Origin of the sequence: Listeria sp. ILCC797, assembly GCF_900186185.1 — a bacterium.
Lineage (GTDB): Bacteria > Bacillota > Bacilli > Lactobacillales > Listeriaceae > Listeria > Listeria goaensis.
In genome coordinates, this window is sequence record NZ_FYBS01000003.1 from 93,640 (window position 1) to 112,470 (window position 18,831).

An 18,831-nucleotide genomic window follows, 5' to 3' on the forward strand; every position below is an offset into this window, starting at 1 on the left:
TACACCTCTATTTTTTATATTTAGCAAGTAGCGCCTCGTTCACATTAGGCGGCACTAAATTTCCAACATCACCATTATAACTCGCCACTTCGCGAATCATGCTAGAACTCAAGAACGAATATTTTGGATTGGTCATCACAAAAAGAGTTTCCAATTCCGCATCAAGCGTTCGGTTCATTGCCGCAATTTGCAGCTCGTATTCAAAATCCGTCACAGCTCGCAAACCGCGAATCACGACTGTTGCCCGTTTTTTGCGCGCATAATCAACAAGGAGGCCTTCTGAACTTTCCACGCGGACGTTAGGCAAATGGTTTGTTGCGTCCTCGATTAGCTGAATTCGTTCCTCCAAACTAAATAGCGGTTTTTTATTCGCATTTTTTAAAACCGAAATAAAAATCACATCAAAAGTTTTCGCCGCGCGTTCAATAATATCTAAATGACCATTCGTAATCGGATCAAACGTTCCCGGACAAACTGCAATTTTTTCTTTCAATGCGCTCACTCCTCAAATTTAAAAATGGATAGCACCGTAATGCCATAATTCACCTCGCGTGTCTTCGTAAAACGACCAATCGCATCCGGCAAAGCATCATCTTTCTCATACTCACAAACAACAAGCGCGCCATCAGACACTAAATTTGCTTCGTCCAAAAAGGTCAAAATTTTCGCAAGCTGCTGCTTTTTATAGGGGGGATCTAAAAACACCAAATCAAACACTTCTTCATTTTTTTGGAAAATTTTAAGTGCGCGCATCGCATCGTTCCGATAAACGACCGCCTGATTTTCCAAACGGCACGCCGTCAAATTTTCCTTCACCGTCTTAACCGCGAGAGACGCCTGATCAATAAAGACGGCTTCGCCTGCGCCACGGCTTAGCGCCTCAATGCCAAGACCGCCACTTCCCGCGAATAAATCCAATACTTTTTCCCCATCAAAAAAAGGACCGATAATCGAAAAAAGTGACTCTTTAATTTTATCTGTCGTCGGGCGCGTCGTTTTCCCTGGAACGGCTTTTAGCGCGTGCCCTTTCTTACTTCCCGCAATAACTCTCATGTTAAACATCCTTTTCGCTTCGATTTGACACTTGAGGCAGTGCCCGTTTTGAGCACTGCCTCGCATTTAAATACTGATTTGAACATCTTCATTTTTGCGTTCATACATCATTTCTTTCTTCGATTCATATTCCGTTTTCAAAAACGGCCGAAAAGAAGGCTCGACACGCTTCACATAATTAAAACGCGCTATTTTCGTGGAAATTTCTTCTAGTTCGTTCATGTTGCAATATAATACCGCATATTTAAGTTTTCGTGAAACATAATGAACATTTCCAAAACGTTTGAGCGAACGCACTTGCTTCAAATGATTCATCCAAACAATAATCGCTTGTCTATCATTTTCCATCTCTATTGCCCCTTTAGCACGCAAAGTCCTAGGCTGAACAACTACAACTCCCGCCGCTACCACAACCTGAACTGCATGCAGATTTTTGTTCAAAAAACGGATTCCCAGTTGGAACCTTTATATGACTGGATACGGCATTTGCTAGCATCAGACTGATTTCATCGAGCAGTGACTGAAAATCCATCTCCGCTTGCCGAAAAGCCGCAATATGCGCATCCATGTCTAATTCACGTTTTAAAGCACGCGTTTTCCGTGTCACTTCTTTATAATCAGGATGATACCGACCAAAGCGTTCCACTTCTTCAAACTGCGTTTTAATTTTCGTAAAAGCTTTAATTTTATTTTGCGTTTCCGCATTTTCTAGCGCACTCTTTTTCTCAACATACGCTTGTCTTTCTTCTGACTCTAAAATCATGGCAGATAGTTCATCCGACAAGTCAAGAAGCGCTAAACTTTCCATTGTTGCAAACAAACTTATTCCCCCTTAGTTTCATCGATATTTCATTATAACACGTAGAGCTAAAATTCGTCTTTTATTTTGTAATGAAATTTTGCGTATAATATTTTTGGAAAGTACCCTCTCCCATATACGTAAAACTTTTATCGAGCAGATTTTTGCGATGCCCTGGCGAATTTAACCAGCCTTCAACCGTTGCGCCCGCATCTAAATAGTTATATGCAATGTTTTCGCCCGCCTTCGTGTACTTCACCATGCCCTTTTCTAAGCGGTCAGAAAGTGTTCCGACAGTTGGTGAGTCGTGGTCAAAATAATTATTGTTCGCCATATCCACACTATGACCGTAAGCTACGCGCGCAACATCTGGATCGAGCGCCACAGGTTCCGCCCCGTAACGTTCACGAAGCACATTTGTAATTTCGAGCACTTGCATATCGCTTGCTTTATCAATTTCGCTCCATAAAGCCGCCGAAACATCTTCCTCGTAAATATCACCTTGATAGTTAAGCTCGTAAGGATGCATTTTTATGAAGGAAAGTTTGTTCAAATAGCGCACGCTCACGAGCTTCCCGTCTACCTTGTCGAAATTTAGTTGGGCATAAACACCACTGCCTAAATTAGCAACTGGGCGCATGTTTAAATCGTTCTCGGATAGCTCAAAACGATAAAAATTATTTTCATAATTAAACGCGATTTCAGATTGCAATTTCGCATTTGTAAATACTTTTTCAACAGACATACCAATTTTATATGGGGTTAAATTTAAGTCTTGACCTAGCGCGTAAATAGTCTGCACTTTATTATTTAAAACGCCAACCAACATGTAGCTTGTATTCGGTTGGTTGTAGACATAATATTCAAAGCCATATGGCGTCTTATCAATTCGAATGGGATCGCCAAATTTTTCTTTTAATTGACTGACGTCTTGATTGACAAAACTTGCCATACTGTCCGTATTCGCTATGTCCTCAGTCGATTCATTCGTTTTTTTATCTTCAGGAAGGATTGTTCCTTGCTTCACTTTTTCAGAAGCCTCATTTTTTTCCGTCGGTGCTTGAAAAAATAAATCTGTGTTATAGAAAATAAAGAGGCTGATAACAAGAAGCACAATCACTCTTAAAATAAATTTCACACTTTAGCCTCCCGAATAACCTTTTCTCTATTGTAGCCGTTTTTCGAGTTAAATACTAGCCTTCACTCATAAATTTCCGTATATTTACCGTCCGCCACGATATGCGGCATCATACCTTCCATTGCAAGCTTTTCTTTTTTATCGGTCGTCCAAGAATCACCATAGACATGGCTAATTTTTCCGTCTTCCATAAGCACAATGACATCAAATTGATTATTTTCCTGCGTCAAATAGGCTTTTTCCGCTCCGTCCAGTGCAAACATTTGGTAAAACTTAAAATTCATAAACGCATGATAATTTTTAGCATCTGCTATTTTCTGTTTAAATGTTGGTAAATACGAACGTGCGACATATTCCAGAAGCTCAACATCATTTTGTTTTCCGTTTTCAAGCAATTTCCGAAGAGCTAACACACGGTCATAATCCGCGCTAAAAGTGGCATTTTCAGACGTATTCGCAACGCGCATCTTTTTTTCCGCATGCGACTGCACCATCATTTGCCTTTTTGGCACAGCCACTTCCTGTTTCACCGCATCAAGCGCCAAATGTACAACTTGAATCCCCGCCGGAATAAACAGGATTATCAGTGCGATAATCGCAATTGGTAAGCGCACATACCGGTTTTGCTTCGCTTGCATCGTTTCCTTTTGCCGGGTGCCAGTTTGCACTAAAATCGCGACAATTAAAATCCCTAGCGGAATAATCCACATGACAACCGCAAGATAGCCTACTGAATTTAATGCCCACATGAAAAGAAGCACATAGGCTAACACGATGAGTATAGTAACACTAATTGGCACACGATGCGTATATAGACGTACTTTTTCATACGTGCCAAAAAACGGATTTTGCGCAAGCTCCACTTCCTCATAAAGCTCACGCGAATCTTCTCTGTCTGGCGCAAGACACAAAGCACGCTCCGAGTATTGAAGCGCCTTTTTAAAATCACCGCGCGCATAATTCATTTTAGCAAAGCGATTTAAATTGTCTATGTCATCTGGTTTTGTCGCAAAAGCTAAGTTTTCCAGCTCAAGCGCACGCAGATTTCGTGGATTTTGGTTGAAAATAGCCTCGCTTAAAATGCCCATATAGCTCGTATTGTTGGGCGCATAAAATAGGGCTTTCTCGTACAAGGCGATTTTTTCTACCAATCCTCCACTCCCATTTTCTGCCAAAGCTTCGTAAAATTTCGCTTGCGAGTGATCAAGCGTTAGACCGAAGCGAGCGAGCTCTGTGACGCGTTTTGGTTTATGTAACTGTTCGTAGATGGCAATGCCGACGACGTAATTTTCAACAATATTTTGGTTATATGATAAAGCTTGTTCAATGTAATTTGTTGCTAAATCGAGATTTTGATTCGTTTCTGCATAAACATAAGCAAGGCAAAGGTAACCCGCGTAATGCGAAGGATTCTCGGTAATCATATTTTGGCTTTCTTTTTCAGCCTCTTGTTCTTTTCCACTGATAAGCAGTTGTGTCATTCGCTCAAAACTTGCTATTTTCATAACAATCAACTCCGATTTCTTCGTTCTCCCCTTGACTATATCACCTGAAATGGAAAAAACGATGAGGAAAATTCAAAGATTTTTTAAAGAAAAAAAGCCCGATTAAAATCGGACTTCAGCTTGTAGAAAACCTCTAAACTTAAGCCAAACAAAACGTACCACGCACAATCAGACTGATGACATCCCCTATAAGAAAATTGAAATTACAATCATGGAGACAAATAGAATGGTCATGTAGTTTAGTGAGTAGACGAACATTAGGCGGGACCATTTTAGGCTGTCTTTCATTTTGAAGCCGTAAAAGCTTAAAACGAGCCAGCCAATATTAAGTGCGGTTGCTAAAATAACATATACGATGCCGAGTTCGGTCATAAAAAATGGTAAGACACTTAAAAGTAGCACCCAAAAGACCATGCTTTTTCTCGTCCGCTCGATGCCTTTTACAACAGGCAACATAGGGATCCCAGCAGCGCGGTATTCTTCTTTTCGCTTAATCGCAATCGCATAAAAATGCGGTGGTTGCCAGCAAAACATCACAAGAAACAACATCACTGGGATTAAACTAAACGTCGGGTCAACTGCAAACCACCCAATTAGTGGCGGGACAGCGCCTGAAAAGCTACCGATAACCGTGTTGCTAACTAAATTTCGTTTTGCGTACATGGAATACACCACAACGTATAAAAACACGCCTAGTATGCCAAGCACACCAGCCTGCCAAGTTGTCATAAAGAGCATCGCTACACCAATGATTAGCAGCACAGAAGCTAAAACGAGTGCTTTTTTCCCCGAAATTTTCCCTGTCATCGTTGGTCGGCTTTTCGTTCGCTCCATTTTACCATCGATATCACGGTCAATAACGTTATTAAAAGCACCCGATGCGGCGACGATGAGCGCAGAACCAATAATCGTAAAGAACATCACATCAAGATTTTGCATAAATGAAATACCATTTAACTGGAATGCTAACCACATTCCTGTAAATGCTGTAATTGTATTGGAATTAACGATTCCTATTTTAACCAGTTCCGTGAAATCCCGAACCGTAAATTTACTGGCAACTCCTGTTTTTAACTCGCCAGTATTCTCTATTCTGTTCAAAATCTCTCCCCCTTAAACGCGTAAATCACTCTACGTCTATTATGTGAAATTAGGACATGCTTTGTCAATCAATCGGCTTCACAAAACTCGGCTGGATAAAACTAATTCCAAGCAAGCATTATGTGAATTTGTTAGCAAAGATTTCGTTTTAGTTTGTGAAACAGCGCCAAATAACGAATTCTTTACTTCTGTTTTAAAATTCGCTACAATAAAATTAATGTGTAAAAGCACGTTTGATGACAGATTCATCTAAAAGGAGAGAATAAGAAATCATGAATAAGTTTCTTAAAATTTGGTCCGTCTTGACGATTATTTTCATGACATTTGTTGTTTTTGGTGGGGCTTTGGTGACCAAAACGGGTTCAGCAGATGGTTGTGGAAACACTTGGCCACTTTGCAACGGACAACTCGTTCGCCTGACAGACGTTACAACGGAAAAACTAATTGAAGTCGCGCACCGAATGACAACGGGACTCGCTTCCATTTTTGTTATTGTGTTGGCCATACTCGCTTGGCGAACAATTAAAGATCGCCGCGAAACAAAACCACTCGCTATTATCGCTGTTTTATTTTTAATTTTACAAGCTTTCATGGGTGCTGCCGCCGTCATGTGGGGCCAAAATCCATACATCATGGCGTTACATTTTGGCATTTCCATTATCTGTTATGCGGCAATCATTTTACTGGCGCTACTTATATTTGAGTTTGACCGCAAATTTGATGCCAGAAATTTAGTGATGGGCACGAAACTACGATTTAATCTTTACTTTTTAACCATCTATACATACTTAGCTGTCTATACCGGCGCACTGGTTCGACATGAGCGCGCAAGTCTCGCCGTTCCAGTTTGGCCATTCCAAGACGGGACATTCATTTGGCCAGATTCCATTCAAGATTATGTGCAATATGGGCACCGCATTGCCGCTTTCATTTTAGTCGTTTGGATTTTCTATATGACATGGCTTGTTTTCCGTGATTACAGACATTACCGCGTGCTCACCTATGGCATGGTCCTCGCTGTTATTCTCGTAGCACTTCAGGCGCTCACAGGTATCCTGTCTGTTTACACCGAGGTTAATCTTTATGTGGCACTATTCCACAGTTTAATCATTACCATTTTATTCGCGCTCTTCTGCTACTTATGTATGCTCGGTGCGCGGAGCAAAAAAAATCGTTTACGTATTCGTTAAAACGAGCCCTTTCAGGCTCGTTTTTTTTGTTCAACATATGCTATGATAGCTAAGTGAGAATAGAACATTGAAGGAGTTTGACATGAACCAACAAATTATTTTCATTGATGTTGATGGTACACTTTGTAACGATTATGGCCGCGTTCCCGAGTCCGCTGGGGTGGCCATTCATAAAGCACGACAAAACGGGCATAAAGTTTATTTATGCACTGGCAGATCCAAAGCGGAAATCACGGACGAAATTAAAAATATTGAATTTGATGGCTTTATCGGCGCAGGCGGCGGCTACATTGAAGAGCAAGGCAAGCTCCTTCTGCATAAAAAATTCGATTTAGCAGATCTTTCAAGCATCGTTCGCTTTTTCAAAAAAGAAGGTATCGGCTACTATTTGGAATCAAACGACGGCCTTTTTGCAAGTGACACATGCATTCCAGAAATTCGCAAACAAATTTTTAAAGGGCTAAACAAAACGGACGCCGAATACCAAAAACGCGCCAGCGAATTGAGTTTCTTTTTTGACTTACTTTTACCTGAAAAGCCCGTTTCTGAACTGACTACGGTAAACAAAATTTCATTTATGAGCGAACACGTGCCTTTTGAAAAAGTTAAAAATACATATCAAGATAAATTTACAATTTTACATACTACTGTTCCACTTTTTGGAGAAAATAGCGGCGAAATTGTTTTACGTGGTATTAATAAAGAAGTCGCAATTCGCTACTTACTGACACACCTCAATACGAGCCCTGCACAGACAATTGCAATTGGGGACGGTATGAATGATTTTGAGATGCTCCAATTTGTAAATTACGGTGTTGCAATGGGAAATGCAAAACAAGAATTAAAAAATATTGCCGATTTTGTCACAGGTACGCCAGATGAAGATGGCATTGCAAATTTCTTTAAGCAACACGGTCTCACTTGAATGAAAGGATGATGATTATGAAAATCTCAAAAAGGACACTTATATACGAATTATTCATGCTTTTACTTGTTATATTATCCCTCGCGTTACTTCCCTATCATAATTTTTGGACAATCCTTTTAAATTGGGTGATTTGGGGAATCTTCACATTAGACTATTTTTCCCGCCTCGTTCGGGCAGAGGACAAAAAACGCTACATTAAAACACACCCGTTCCAACTAATTGCCATTATCCCATTATACGGCGGTTTTCGGGCAGCGCGAATCGTGAGCCTATTCCATATTTTACGCCTTACTGCAATGGGAAATCGCTATTTAACACCTCTTTTTAATTTTTTAAAAACAAACGGTCTGAATCGCTTCATTTTAATTTTCTTACTACTTGTTATTTTCATTCCACTTCCAATGGTACTGATTGAGCCAGATATCCACGACTACCCTGATGCAATCTGGTGGGCAATTGTGACCGCTACAACTGTTGGTTACGGCGACATCATTCCCATTACACCAATTGGGCGCATTTTAGCCAGTATTATGATGCTTGTCGGTATCGGTTTTATCGGTATGATTACTAGTACGATTATGAGCTACGCGAGTAAGCAACGAAAAATTTCCACCAGTTCTGAAAAAATCTCGCATATTACGAAAGCAATCGACCAAGTGGAAGAGCTTGATGAAAAGGAAATTGCTGTTTTGGAAAGTTATCTTGATATGAAAAAGAAAAAATAGCTTGCTCTGAAATGCATTACAGAATGTATACTTCTTGTAGAACAAAAAAGGAGGAGCTATTTAATGAAACTAATTGTAGAAAAAGATTATGCGTCGATGAGCAGAGTTGCAGCGAATATTTTACTTGGAAAAATGTATCAAGTAAATCGGGTGAATTTAGCCATTACGGCCGGAAACACGCCAGTCAAAATGTATGAGTATTTAGTAGCAGAGGTAAAAGAGCGTCCTTATTTGGAAAATGTTCATTTTTATAACTTTGACGAAATTCCTTATGCTGGCGAAAGCGGTTTTGGTGTGACGATGACAAATTTAAATCGCCTTTTCTTTCATCCGGCAAAGATTTCGGAACGAAACATTCACGTTTTAGATACTGAAAACTATCAAAATCAAGATGCTCGTATTCAAGCAGACGGCGGCTTAGATTTAATTTTGCTCGGTATTGGTGAAGATGGGCACTTTTGTGGCAACCTTCCGGGAACAACAACCTTCGCAGATGAAACAACACTCGTGCGAACAGACTCTATTCCTGAAATGCGCGACATCTTAATTGCAGAAGTTGGCGGCGACGAATCCAAATGTCCTGACGTTTACGTAACGATGGGGCCAAAAAGCGTAATGGCAGCCAAATCAATTGTTTTGTTTGCAAATGGACGAAAAAAAGCAAGCATCATCAAAAAAGCCTTTTTTGGCCCGGTCGACAGCGCTGTCCCTGCTTCCATTCTTCAGATGCATCCGAATTTAACCGTAATTTTAGATGCGGAAGCGGCTATGGAGTTAGATGTGGAGGAACAATAAATTCTTGATGAATCTAAAACAGGAGAGAAAATCAAAAAAGATTTTCTCTCCTGTTTTATTATTGAAAAATCAACCTTTACATTATCTAAAAATGATGTGGTCTACTCACTACAGCTTCCAATTAAAGTATCTTTTAAGTTCAGTTACTTTATTCAAGAATATAATCAATTATTGCCTTCGTATTAACACTCACATATTCATCTACATCTAGTTGAAGAGCATCAACTAGATCATTATAAGTCGGTAGATTTAAATCCCCTCTATGTTCGACCAAGTTTGGCGATGTCACCTATTTGAGTTTTGCAACTTTTTCTGCAAGGACTCATAGTAGCGTTCGGACAAAGCTTTGACGGCGGCAATCCTTTCGAAATCAGCTTTTGCTCCTTTTTTATGTAAAACCATCTCGTGACAATAAGCAACCGTAACTTGGTGCGCGTCCGCTTCGAGCAAAATCACTTCGTCCAATTGCTGAATCTTCCCTTCCTTAATCGTGCGGCACAAGTAGCCTGTAAAGCCGGTTTGCTGCACTTCTTTATAGAGTTCAGGCATATGATTATATTTTCCAATGGTGGAACACGGGTTACGCGCCTCTGTCACCTGAATGACCGCTTCACCAATTTGGAAAATATCGCCAATCGCAACATCTTTTTCAAGCATGCCAGAAACCATTAAATTTTCGCCAAATGCACTTTTTGGTAACTTCTTTTGAAATTTCTCCTCAAAATACGCATAATGTTCCACTGGAAACACACATACCGTACGGTCAGGGCCGCCGTGATGCTTCATGTTAAACGGTCCATCGCCAACAAATCCTTGAAATGTGAGCTGGGCTTCTAACACACCTGTTTTTTCAATTCCTGTCAACATTTTCGACTTGCTCGAAAACGCCAGTTCCTTAGGCTTCCCAATCGCGACATGATGTACTTTTCTCATTTCTAGCACACTCCATTTTGTATTATTTTTTCTTCCGAAGTAAAGCAAACAAACTAACAATAATGGCTAAAAGGCTAATTCCAAGTGTCGTGTAAATGAGCCAAGCAGAGAATTCATTTTTTTCGTCCTGCTCTTTGCTCGTGGTATTTCCGTGCGCGTCCGTCTGCGGAACACTCGATTCATTCACCGTCGTAACCGCATGCGGCGTATCCGAATTCGCATCCCCCGTCCATTCCACTATCGACCCGTCCGCATAGTATTGAAAAGCATCCCAATTAAGTTGAGCGGCTTTTTCCGGGTTGCTCGCGATGAAACTAAAACGCATAAACTGACCTGGCAAAATGCCCGCGCCTGTTGCCTCCCATGTTATCACATTTTTCGATTTATCAAAAGTCGTTTTAAATCCAGCCACTGGCTCATAAGAAACATACGTAGCTCCGGCAGGCATTTTAAGTACAATTTTCGTCGTGTTACTCTCTTTTTCAACAGGCACCTTCATCGTATACGTCTCGTACGCTCCCGTTTGCGATTCACTAGGCGAAACACTGACATGGGCGCTCACAAGAGCAGGAAATCCCCAAACTAACATCGCTACACTACACATTACAATCCATTTTTTCATCGCTTACTCCTTTATTTGCACAGTAAATGTTTGTTCTATCGTCTCAAAATTTTCCGTTAAACCGCGCACCGTAATTTCCCATTTTCCAATTTGATTTAAGTATAAACCGCTTGCGACATAATCGCCGCTTTCCGCGAGCTCGCCCTGAAACTCATGCGCACGGCCGCCCGCATGCTTAGCGCTAAATGTTACTTGTTGAAACGCTTCAAGCACAGCCCCTTCTTTGGTTAAAAAACGAGCTATAAATGTGTTATCTCCGACTTTGGCCGGCGTAATTTGCAGCCGAATTTTTGCTCGATCATTTTTGTCCGCCATCACCTCACTGAAAGGTTTGCTTGGCGCAGGGGGCGGTGTTTTCGTGTCAGATAAAATACTCGCGGCGCTTAAAATAAGCAAGCCCAGTAGCATTTCAATGAGAATCGTTTTAACCGGAATTTGTTTTTGCGTATTCTTCAAATAGAAGTAGTGGCCTAAACCGATTAGCGCCATTAAAATGACGAGGCCGATTTTGATGAGTAGCGTGATGCCATACGCGGTTTGGACAAGGTTTTTCATTTGCCCGATATTCATGACGGACATGAGAATGCCCGATAAAATGAGCAGACCAAACGCAGCCATCGCGTAAATCGCAAATCGGTTCCACATTGCTTTGGCTTCTTGTTTTGGGACAACGAAAAGCAAGGTAATAATGCCGCCTACCCAAAGGCTCGCCGAAATGAGATGCAAGAAGTCAGCGGTTGTCGCAACAATTCGGTCCGCCTGCGCCTGGCTGTGCCCACTAAGTGCTTTGGTCATAAAGATGGCAAGCAAAGTTAGGGCAGCAAGAAGCGGCATTAAAATCCGGCTTTTTCCTTTAAACAAAAAGAAAAACAAACTAGCGAGTATGAGCCACAAAATGAATTGCGTAAGCCAAAGTTTCCCAGTGCTCGTGCCGAAAAATGTGCGCATGAGTTCGGGCGTCAGGGCGGCGCCAAATGTCATGGTTTTGACTTGAACCGGTAGGAAAAGCGCCACCACGCTGCCCATCATCCCCATTCCAATAGCTGTCAGGATTTTTGCTCGTTTCAGCATTTGCCGCGGAAATGCTTCTTTCTGCGGGAAAAGAACGAATAAAACGAACAACACACCGAAAACAATACTAAAGCTTATATAAAGAAAGTCTTTTAAAATGGTGTTCGTTATTTCTAAGTTTGGCGTTTCAGCAATCGTTTTCGGGAGTTCTTTGTCCGTCTTACCGACTTTAAAAGAAATAACACCTGAAATCGGATGACCATCCGCCGAAACGACACGCCATTCTGCCGCGTACACGTCTGGTTTTGCTTCTCCGTCCACATGCACCGAAACAACATGATCATTCTCTGCAGACACAAGCGTTTTTCCTGTCGAAATTCGCTCCCCTTTCGAGTTGGTCACTGTAATTAGCGGAAAATCAGATTTGATCGTTTCATTATATGTAAGAACAATTTCTGCCGGCATTTTAGCTACACTGCTACCATCTGCCGGTGTTGAATTTTGTAAATAGGCATGGGCATCTGCGTGAGTTGCCGGAAAAAGAATAAGTAAGAAAAAAATCAGGAACCCTTGCCAAAATCGATTAACAGCCATTTCTTCCTCCCTTTTCATAATCACTTTCCATTTTACGATACCTGAATTCTTTTTCTATTTAAAGCAATATGCATTCAAAAAAGCCACAGTATATAATACCGTGACTTTCATAAATAACCGTTTAGAAGCCTCTCCCAGCTCCGCCACCGCCAGAACTTCCGCCGCCACCAAAGCCGCCAAAACCTCCACCAGAGCCGCCTGAGCGTCCGCCTCCAAAACCGCCGCCGATAAATGGACCGCCACCACGCCCCCGTCCGCTATCAAACGGACCTCGTGAACCGCCGCGCGGGCCTCTGCCATTTATCATCGAAATAATAATAAATGTAACAACTACAAGAATAATGATGCCAATAACGCCCGGACTAAGCTTACCTGAAGCGCCTTTCTCTCCATTCGTTTTTGCCAGTTGCATCTCGTTAGTGTAGTTCTTAAAAATCGTTTCGTCTTTATAGTTATATTCTTGATTTACTTTTAAAGCCACTTCCGAAAAAATATTGCGCAACCCCGTGTTATAATCATCCGCCTTTAAGTAAGTCAGGTTATTGTCTAAAATTTCACCCGCCGTACCGTCCGTAATTGCGCCCTCAAGCCCGTAGCCGACTTCAATTTTAATTTCCCGCTCACCAGTTGAGAGCAAAATCAAAACGCCATTGTCGAGAGAATCACTACCAATTTTCCACTTATTAAAAAGTTGATGCGCGTATTCTTCTTTGGTTAAACCATCAAATGAATCCACCGTTGCCACCACAATTTGTGGCTTTTCCATCTGATTTTGATACGCATAGTTCACCGACATTATCATATTTTTCGTCGTTTCATCTAAAATATTCGCGCTATCCGTAACATAAAATTGCTCGGTTGGTTCAGGAAGTTTGACTGCTTGTGCATGATTGGGCAGAAATACAACAGCCAGAAATAAAATAAAAAATGTAAAAAAGGTTAGCCGTTTCAAAACGCGTCATCTCCCTTTCCTCTATAGTTAGTCGAAATTCACTTCCGGCGCTTTATCCGCCCCTTCTACAGCTTTAAAATACGGTTTCGTTTCAAAGCCTAGCATGCCAGAAACAAAGCTTGTTGGCGCGCTTGTCACTTTCGTATTGTAGGAACGGACGACATCATTATATTTATCTCGTTCAACTGAAATTCGATTTTCCGTTCCAGCTAACTCGTCCATTAAACGCGTCACATTCTCGCTTGATTTTAGTTCTGGGTAGTTTTCTACGGTTGCAATTAGGCGTGTGACAGCTTGGTCCATTTGGTTAGCCGCATTCATTTCTTCACTTTGCGTACTAGCTTTAGACACAGCGGTTCTTGCTTCGGCAATTTGACCGAAAACTTCTTTTTCCTGCTTCATGCTGCCTTGCACTGAATTTACTAAGTTGGGAATTAAATCATAGCGGCGTTGCAACTTACTTTCTACGTTTGCCCACTGCGCAGAAACTTCATTTTCTTTTTTATTTAAAGAATTATATGTAGCAATAAAGGGCACGCCTAAAACAATCAAAGCAATCGCTATCCCAATAATTACTTTCCAAGTATTTTTCATTCGTTTTCTCCTTTTAAATAAGATATTTTCATTATATCAATAACGCTGTATTTTTTCATACTTCCCTCGCATGATTTTTTGTAAAACACATTTATTCTGTGCTACACTAAGGTGAAGCGAGGTGATTAGATGCAGGAAGCACTCATTTTAACGAGTATTATCGTCCTCGGACTCATTGCACTTGTATTTGAATATCATTACACAGTGAAACGAGCCATTCGTTATATGAAAAAAAATAATCTTACCAAACAAGCGATTAAGGATAAAATAGAAATTTATGAGGATTGAAAACCCGTGCTGACACGCAGCACGGGCTCTTTTCATAATTTAAAATGAATCAAATTGATTTTTCTCACTAGAAAGTTTTGCTAGCGACATAATTCCTGAAATAAGGAATAAAACGCCCGTTACAAAACCATAACTAAAGAAACTGATTCCGCCAATCACAATTAAAACGATTGACCAGCCTTTTACACTAACACCATTTTTCAATTTAAAGGCAGCGATAAAACCAAACACGCAAGCTGCAATAGCAAGCAAGAGGCTAAGTGCAATAAATCCAATACCAAATGACATATCAATAAAATCATCACGTGTCACTACTGGATCAACCGATGCTGCAAATAGCATTATAATGCTAAACCCTCCCATAATAAAGACGCCTAGAGCTGCTAAACTGGCACCAATAATACTCATGATAAATTCTGCTTTTCTATTAATCATAATTGCCCTACTTTCTGTTTATTCTAAAGTACATTATACCTGAAAATAAAACATAATTAAATAGCGGATTACAATAAAAGAAGAACAGGCCTAGGTGAGCCTGCTATTTTTTATTTATCAAACTCTCCACCAAGTATTCTTGTTCGTAATTCTGAAACTTTCTTTTGTATCAAGTCCCTTGTTTCTCTAAACTTATCAATTGAGCTTCCACTTGGATCAACTAAGCCCCAATCTTCCTGATAACGGCTCGGCAAATTAGGGCAAGAAACGCCACACCCCATTGTAATCACTATATCTATTTCGCCAGGAATATCCGCCAATAATTTAGGATATTGCTCGGCTATATCTACTCCTGCTTCCCCCATAACCTCGACTGCTAACGGTTTTACTTCTGGATAGTTCTCCGTTCCTGCTGAATATATCTCTGCTATATCATTTAATAATACTTTCCCCCAGCCTTCAGCCATCTGAGAGCGACATGAATTATGAATACAAATAAAGGCAATTTTCCGCATAATAATCCTCCAAACATTTCTCCGTGTTTATTGTATAGTATTAAAGCAAAAAAAGATAGAGGCAACAGAGTGCCTCTATCTTTCATACTAGCCAAACATAGTCATTCAAAGATTATAAAATCCTTCGTTTTAATACCAACCAGTTTGCAAGTGGTGTGCTTTCGCATTACTCCAAGAACCATAGCGGCTCTTCACATAGTTTTCAGCTACACGTTCTTGATTGGCAGCAGAATAGTCACCATTTAAGTACGAGTTCGTTAATTGGTAACGACCAATATATTTACCTGTTGCACTTACTGCACCGTAGTTACCACCAGATTCTTTTTGTGCAATCCATTCTTTCGCTTGTTGCTCTGTGGAACTTCCAGTTGATGCGCTCGCGCTTTGACGAGGTTGCGTTTGTTTTTGCGCTGGTTGTTGTTGTGTCGGTTGCTTGCTTTGTGCAGCTGGTGCAGGTGCAGCAGTAGCTACGCCATTTCCACCTTCTCCAACTTCAAGCGCTTGACCTATATAAATAAGATTAATATTCGAAATGTTGTTATCCTTGGCAATTTGATCGACAGTCGTATTGTTATTCTTGGCGATTTCGGATAGAGTGTCTCCCTTTGCTACATTGATTTGTTTAGCGTCTACGAATTGACCTCCAGCGATAATTACTGCTCCAATCACAAAAGATGATACGGCAATTCCTAATGCATTTTTTTTCATTCCTTAAAAACAACTCCTTAATTTTTCTACGGGATTCATCATAACATAGCAACATTTCAAAACAACTACTGTTCCATTTCATTTTGTTTCAAAACAAAGTCATAGGCACCAAACGTCAATAGGAAAATTTTACCAATTAAAATCTAACTTCCTGCTATACAGCCCTTCTTCTAAGTTTGAATTTTCAGACGTTTAGTGACATATCCCTTCATTAAAATTTATTTTTTTACTGAATTTATTAGTGAAATTGCTTGATTTCATTAAAAAACACGGCTAAACTTATTCATTTTCTCCCTGTATCGACAACCCTATATCCAAAATTTGTTCTATTTCTTCTATAATAAGAAGTCCACCTTTTTTGATAACTTCATCATTTAAAACAACAATTGGTAAATTTTCAGCCATGAATAAAGGCTCCTCACGAAAAAAGTTCCACCTTTTCTCCTTTTAACTTAAAATAAATGTTTTGAAATTCTTCACACACACCAAACTTTGGAATATTTCTAGTTCCATATCGTAATTTTCCTTATTACTTCCACAAAAATATTCTAGTTTTATCATTTCTATCCAATAAAAAAAGCACCCTTTTGAAAGGGTGCTTCCTTTAAATTAACGAATTTCTTTAATACGAGCCGCTTTACCGCGTAAGTTACGCAAGTAGTAAAGTTTCGCACGACGAACTTTACCGCGACGAATAACTTCTAGCTTAGCGATACGAGGTGTATGTACTGGATACGTACGTTCAACACCAACGCCATAAGAAATTTTACGAACTGTGAAAGTTTCGCTAATACCAAAACCACGGCGTTTAATTACAACACCCTCGAAAAGTTGGATACGTTCGCGCGTACCTTCGACAACTTTTGCGTGAACACGTACAGTGTCACCAGGACGGAAATCCGGGTTGTCAGTTTTTAGCTGTTCTTTCGTAATTTCTTCGATAAGTTTATTCATCTTATTCTCTCCTTCATACAAATATTCATACGTATTAAGAACGAAGCGGAATATTGTTATCAAATCTGGAATAGCCCAGATACTTAATTAGATTAACACAAACTTCTTTGACTGTAAAGTTTTTTTCTTGATAGTTTATCTTTTAATAGACGCCCATCTCTTCTGTAAGCTTTCTATTCAGAAAGAGAAGTCTATATTTATTAGCATAACTTATAAGTTGAACTTTTGTGTCCTTGGGAATGCTATCTTTTCTTGTAAACCATGTTTTTGTAGCATCATACGCTGTCCCTTTCACCTTATCCTCAGCATAATCCCCTACGTACGGTAAAACACGATTAAGCCCCTCAGCCAATATTTGAAAAAGTCTGGGTGGCATTTTATGATAGTCATAATGAATCAAGATATCCAATAAAATATTGATATATTCATCATAATTGGAAAATGCATTTCGTTTTCTAGCTTTCTCCCATAACTCATTAATGCAAACTAATAGAAATTCGATATACGATGAAATCATATGATACTCAAATTGAGGAAGCATTTCTAAGAGCTGTAGTCTAAAATCTTGATTAGTAATAAATTCTTGAATTTCCTCATCTTCTTTATTATTCAAATTTTCTACAACAGCTTGTAGCTCTTCTAATTTATGAAGATACAAACCTTGAGATTTTTGTATATAGTCCGCTAATTCTTGTAGAAACTCTTCTATATTCGAAATTTCAATAATTAAATTTCCCATCTCATCTCTATATGGCAGCTCTTTTGGATTTTCTGACCAAAGAGCTTGAATAATTTCATAGGGATATTCATTTCCTCTTGTGTATAAATTCTTCGACCAATCTACTGCAGACAATACATTTACATCCCCAAGCCCATATCCAAGAACTAATGTTGTAGATTCTCGTATTGTCATTGCTAATTTTGATTGTCTATATTCAGTTGGTCTAAAAAGTGGGACATAATCTTCCTGAACAATGATAATCGATTCCGGATCATTCCGCACGCCATGTAAATGATAAATAGGAATAATACCTTTAGGAGCTGAAAGATAATCAAGTGGACCTAAGCTCTTACTTTTTCCCGTTAGAATTGTTTCTAGAACTAAATCATAGTTTGTCGTTACAATCCAAGAAGGCTTAATTTCATCAAATAATTTTTTTAAAAGTTCAATCTTATCTTCTTTTGGGAGCCAATTGGCCAGCAAGCAAATTTCTTCTTTAAAAGTATTTTTTGCCTCAGCGTAATCATCATAACTTTTCCTATCCGCCAATTGTTTGCACAATAATGTCGCAAGTTCTGGCATGGAAAGACCAATTAAATTTTCTCCCTCAGGCATATGCAATTCGAGTACTATACTTGCTTCTTTAATTAAATCATACCATCCCAGTGCTTCGTCAGCCATTGCTTTCGAAAATCCAGCACCTATAAACAAACCCAAGTTCCCATAACTATGTGCATTAAATAGTTTCTCAAAAACTTCTTCCCTTTTTATACTGCTCATCCCGTCTCCCCCATCTATGTATGCGTTTTCTTTCAGTTTAATGCTAAAACGTATAGATTTCAAATTATATACATTTATATACGTAAAAAAATCACTAGGCAATGCTAGTGATTTTCTTTTAAAATCTCGTAATCTTAATATTCACAGCTGTACCGTATGCGAGTTGATAGACGCGGTCGCCGACAAATTGTTCCGTGAAGTTACAGTAGATTATCCCGTTTCCCCCGACGTCAAGCGCTTTTTGTTGGAGCTCTTTAAGTAAGTTTTCAAAGCCGACTGTTTCTAAAATCGCTTCGTCGTCTGACTTCAATTTTTGGCGCACACTTTTTGCGAAAACGACCGTTAGAACATCGTGATTGACATTAATGCCACCCGTTGACACTTGCACATTCTCCCAAGTTTCGCCAATTCGTTTCTGGTCATTTTGCTCAGATACATATTCTTCCCGATTTTTATCCCGAACAGCTTGGTCTTTCCCAAAAAAAGTCAT

General features: G+C 39.8%; 24 protein-coding genes. 5 read left to right on the forward strand and 19 right to left on the reverse strand.

The window, feature by feature from the left end; all coding sequences use genetic code 11:
* Positions 1-7 precede the first annotated feature (7 nt).
* The 7 genes from coaD to cyoE all read right to left on the reverse strand — a co-directional run bounded on the left by coaD (position 8) and on the right by cyoE (position 5,596).
* Positions 8-493, reverse strand: coding sequence for a pantetheine-phosphate adenylyltransferase (gene coaD / locus BN1609_RS04290; protein WP_088825440.1), 486 nt, complete (start codon positions 491-493; stop codon positions 8-10).
* A gap of 5 nt (positions 494-498) precedes the next feature.
* Entirely contained in the window at positions 499-1,119 is a 621-nt protein-coding gene (gene rsmD / locus BN1609_RS04295; protein ID WP_369821462.1) for a 16S rRNA (guanine(966)-N(2))-methyltransferase RsmD, read from the reverse strand.
* Positions 1,120-1,401 (reverse strand): YlbG family protein, encoded by a 282-nt coding sequence (locus BN1609_RS04300; RefSeq protein WP_088809555.1) that lies wholly within the window; start codon positions 1,399-1,401, stop codon positions 1,120-1,122.
* A 28-nt stretch (positions 1,402-1,429) separates the two neighbouring features.
* The gene (locus BN1609_RS04305; protein ID WP_088809554.1) at positions 1,430-1,873 is read right to left on the reverse strand and encodes a YlbF family regulator; all 444 of its coding nucleotides are present in this window, start codon (positions 1,871-1,873) and stop codon (positions 1,430-1,432) included.
* 61 nt (positions 1,874-1,934) lie between these two features.
* A complete protein-coding gene (locus BN1609_RS04310; protein ID WP_088816131.1) occupies positions 1,935-2,990 on the reverse strand; it encodes a CAP domain-containing protein in 1,056 nt (351 codons plus the stop codon).
* A gap of 62 nt (positions 2,991-3,052) precedes the next feature.
* Positions 3,053-4,495: a lipopolysaccharide assembly protein LapB gene (locus tag BN1609_RS04315; RefSeq protein WP_088809552.1), complete on the reverse strand. Its 1,443-nt coding sequence runs from the start codon at positions 4,493-4,495 to the stop codon at positions 3,053-3,055.
* 186 nt (positions 4,496-4,681) lie between these two features.
* On the reverse strand, positions 4,682-5,596 hold the full coding sequence (cyoE, locus tag BN1609_RS04320; protein WP_088809551.1) for a heme o synthase: 915 nt from the start codon (positions 5,594-5,596) through the stop codon (positions 4,682-4,684).
* A 272-nt stretch (positions 5,597-5,868) separates the two neighbouring features.
* Here cyoE and BN1609_RS04325 point away from each other — a divergent pair, with 272 nt between their 5' ends.
* The 4 genes from BN1609_RS04325 (at position 5,869) to BN1609_RS04340 (ending at position 9,234) form a co-directional block, all read left to right on the forward strand.
* Entirely contained in the window at positions 5,869-6,786 is a 918-nt protein-coding gene (locus tag BN1609_RS04325) for a heme A synthase (protein ID WP_088840545.1), read from the forward strand.
* A gap of 82 nt (positions 6,787-6,868) precedes the next feature.
* Entirely contained in the window at positions 6,869-7,711 is an 843-nt protein-coding gene (locus BN1609_RS04330; RefSeq protein ID WP_088840546.1) for a Cof-type HAD-IIB family hydrolase, read from the forward strand.
* A 17-nt stretch (positions 7,712-7,728) separates the two neighbouring features.
* Complete coding sequence (locus BN1609_RS04335; protein ID WP_088809548.1) at positions 7,729-8,439, forward strand: potassium channel family protein; 711 nt, start codon at positions 7,729-7,731, stop codon at positions 8,437-8,439.
* A 63-nt stretch (positions 8,440-8,502) separates the two neighbouring features.
* Positions 8,503-9,234 (forward strand): glucosamine-6-phosphate deaminase, encoded by a 732-nt coding sequence (locus BN1609_RS04340; protein ID WP_088840547.1) that lies wholly within the window; start codon positions 8,503-8,505, stop codon positions 9,232-9,234.
* 285 nt (positions 9,235-9,519) lie between these two features.
* On the opposite strand, the gene BN1609_RS04345 is transcribed toward BN1609_RS04340, so the two are convergent.
* From BN1609_RS04345 to BN1609_RS04360, 5 genes are all read right to left on the reverse strand, one after another.
* On the reverse strand, positions 9,520-10,167 hold the full coding sequence (locus BN1609_RS04345) for an MOSC domain-containing protein (RefSeq protein WP_088840548.1): 648 nt from the start codon (positions 10,165-10,167) through the stop codon (positions 9,520-9,522).
* A gap of 22 nt (positions 10,168-10,189) precedes the next feature.
* Positions 10,190-10,789, reverse strand: a complete 600-nt coding sequence (locus tag BN1609_RS13970; protein WP_088824925.1) for a YcnI family protein — start codon at positions 10,787-10,789, stop codon at positions 10,190-10,192.
* Positions 10,790-10,792: 3 nt separating this feature from the next.
* Positions 10,793-12,394, reverse strand: a complete 1,602-nt coding sequence (locus BN1609_RS04350; protein ID WP_179946621.1) for a copper resistance CopC/CopD family protein — start codon at positions 12,392-12,394, stop codon at positions 10,793-10,795.
* Between the two features lie 121 nt (positions 12,395-12,515).
* Positions 12,516-13,346 (reverse strand): YgcG family protein, encoded by an 831-nt coding sequence (locus tag BN1609_RS04355; protein ID WP_088809543.1) that lies wholly within the window; start codon positions 13,344-13,346, stop codon positions 12,516-12,518.
* A 27-nt stretch (positions 13,347-13,373) separates the two neighbouring features.
* On the reverse strand, positions 13,374-13,940 hold the full coding sequence (locus BN1609_RS04360) for a LemA family protein (RefSeq protein WP_088809542.1): 567 nt from the start codon (positions 13,938-13,940) through the stop codon (positions 13,374-13,376).
* 129 nt (positions 13,941-14,069) lie between these two features.
* Here BN1609_RS04360 and BN1609_RS13915 point away from each other — a divergent pair, with 129 nt between their 5' ends.
* The gene (locus BN1609_RS13915; protein ID WP_159457901.1) at positions 14,070-14,228 is read left to right on the forward strand and encodes a hypothetical protein; all 159 of its coding nucleotides are present in this window, start codon (positions 14,070-14,072) and stop codon (positions 14,226-14,228) included.
* A gap of 39 nt (positions 14,229-14,267) precedes the next feature.
* Here BN1609_RS13915 and BN1609_RS04365 read toward each other — a convergent pair whose 3' ends face one another.
* From BN1609_RS04365 to BN1609_RS04390, 7 genes are all read right to left on the reverse strand, one after another.
* The gene (locus tag BN1609_RS04365) at positions 14,268-14,663 is read right to left on the reverse strand and encodes a hypothetical protein (protein WP_088809541.1); all 396 of its coding nucleotides are present in this window, start codon (positions 14,661-14,663) and stop codon (positions 14,268-14,270) included.
* 110 nt (positions 14,664-14,773) lie between these two features.
* Positions 14,774-15,181 carry an arsenate reductase ArsC gene (locus BN1609_RS04370; protein ID WP_088809540.1) on the reverse strand — a complete coding sequence of 136 codons (408 nt, stop codon included), beginning with the start codon at positions 15,179-15,181 and terminating at the stop codon, positions 14,774-14,776.
* A gap of 126 nt (positions 15,182-15,307) precedes the next feature.
* Positions 15,308-15,886: a LysM peptidoglycan-binding domain-containing protein gene (locus BN1609_RS04375; RefSeq protein WP_088809539.1), complete on the reverse strand. Its 579-nt coding sequence runs from the start codon at positions 15,884-15,886 to the stop codon at positions 15,308-15,310.
* 279 nt (positions 15,887-16,165) lie between these two features.
* On the reverse strand, positions 16,166-16,291 hold the full coding sequence (locus tag BN1609_RS14040; RefSeq protein ID WP_255377304.1) for a hypothetical protein: 126 nt from the start codon (positions 16,289-16,291) through the stop codon (positions 16,166-16,168).
* 204 nt (positions 16,292-16,495) lie between these two features.
* Positions 16,496-16,840, reverse strand: a complete 345-nt coding sequence (gene rplS, locus BN1609_RS04380; RefSeq protein WP_088809538.1) for a 50S ribosomal protein L19 — start codon at positions 16,838-16,840, stop codon at positions 16,496-16,498.
* A 142-nt stretch (positions 16,841-16,982) separates the two neighbouring features.
* Positions 16,983-18,341 carry an SIR2 family protein gene (locus BN1609_RS04385; protein WP_088840549.1) on the reverse strand — a complete coding sequence of 453 codons (1,359 nt, stop codon included), beginning with the start codon at positions 18,339-18,341 and terminating at the stop codon, positions 16,983-16,985.
* A gap of 118 nt (positions 18,342-18,459) precedes the next feature.
* Complete coding sequence (locus tag BN1609_RS04390; protein WP_088840550.1) at positions 18,460-18,831, reverse strand: hypothetical protein; 372 nt, start codon at positions 18,829-18,831, stop codon at positions 18,460-18,462.

What these genes read in the sequence shown, in the direction of transcription:
- rsmD (WP_369821462.1), bottom strand. Translation starts at nt 1,119, where the DNA reads ATGCGAGGCAGTGCTCAAAACGGGCACTGCCTCAAGTGTCAAATCGAA.
- BN1609_RS04300 (WP_088809555.1), bottom strand. Translation starts at nt 1,401, where the DNA reads ATGGAAAATGATAGACAAGCGATTATTGTTTGGATGAATCATTTGAAG.
- BN1609_RS04315 (WP_088809552.1), bottom strand. Translation starts at nt 4,495, where the DNA reads ATGAAAATAGCAAGTTTTGAGCGAATGACACAACTGCTTATCAGTGGA.
- BN1609_RS04325 (WP_088840545.1), top strand. Translation starts at nt 5,869, where the DNA reads ATGAATAAGTTTCTTAAAATTTGGTCCGTCTTGACGATTATTTTCATG.
- BN1609_RS04330 (WP_088840546.1), top strand. Translation starts at nt 6,869, where the DNA reads ATGAACCAACAAATTATTTTCATTGATGTTGATGGTACACTTTGTAAC.
- BN1609_RS04335 (WP_088809548.1), top strand. Translation starts at nt 7,729, where the DNA reads ATGAAAATCTCAAAAAGGACACTTATATACGAATTATTCATGCTTTTA.
- BN1609_RS04340 (WP_088840547.1), top strand. Translation starts at nt 8,503, where the DNA reads ATGAAACTAATTGTAGAAAAAGATTATGCGTCGATGAGCAGAGTTGCA.
- BN1609_RS04345 (WP_088840548.1), bottom strand. Translation starts at nt 10,167, where the DNA reads ATGAGAAAAGTACATCATGTCGCGATTGGGAAGCCTAAGGAACTGGCG.
- BN1609_RS13970 (WP_088824925.1), bottom strand. Translation starts at nt 10,789, where the DNA reads ATGAAAAAATGGATTGTAATGTGTAGTGTAGCGATGTTAGTTTGGGGA.
- BN1609_RS04350 (WP_179946621.1), bottom strand. Translation starts at nt 12,394, where the DNA reads ATGGCTGTTAATCGATTTTGGCAAGGGTTCCTGATTTTTTTCTTACTT.
- BN1609_RS04360 (WP_088809542.1), bottom strand. Translation starts at nt 13,940, where the DNA reads ATGAAAAATACTTGGAAAGTAATTATTGGGATAGCGATTGCTTTGATT.
- BN1609_RS13915 (WP_159457901.1), top strand. Translation starts at nt 14,070, where the DNA reads ATGCAGGAAGCACTCATTTTAACGAGTATTATCGTCCTCGGACTCATT.
- BN1609_RS04365 (WP_088809541.1), bottom strand. Translation starts at nt 14,663, where the DNA reads ATGATTAATAGAAAAGCAGAATTTATCATGAGTATTATTGGTGCCAGT.
- BN1609_RS04375 (WP_088809539.1), bottom strand. Translation starts at nt 15,886, where the DNA reads ATGAAAAAAAATGCATTAGGAATTGCCGTATCATCTTTTGTGATTGGA.
- BN1609_RS14040 (WP_255377304.1), bottom strand. Translation starts at nt 16,291, where the DNA reads ATGGCTGAAAATTTACCAATTGTTGTTTTAAATGATGAAGTTATCAAA.
- rplS (WP_088809538.1), bottom strand. Translation starts at nt 16,840, where the DNA reads ATGAATAAACTTATCGAAGAAATTACGAAAGAACAGCTAAAAACTGAC.
- BN1609_RS04385 (WP_088840549.1), bottom strand. Translation starts at nt 18,341, where the DNA reads ATGAGCAGTATAAAAAGGGAAGAAGTTTTTGAGAAACTATTTAATGCA.
- BN1609_RS04390 (WP_088840550.1), bottom strand. Translation starts at nt 18,831, where the DNA reads ATGACTTTTTTTGGGAAAGACCAAGCTGTTCGGGATAAAAATCGGGAA.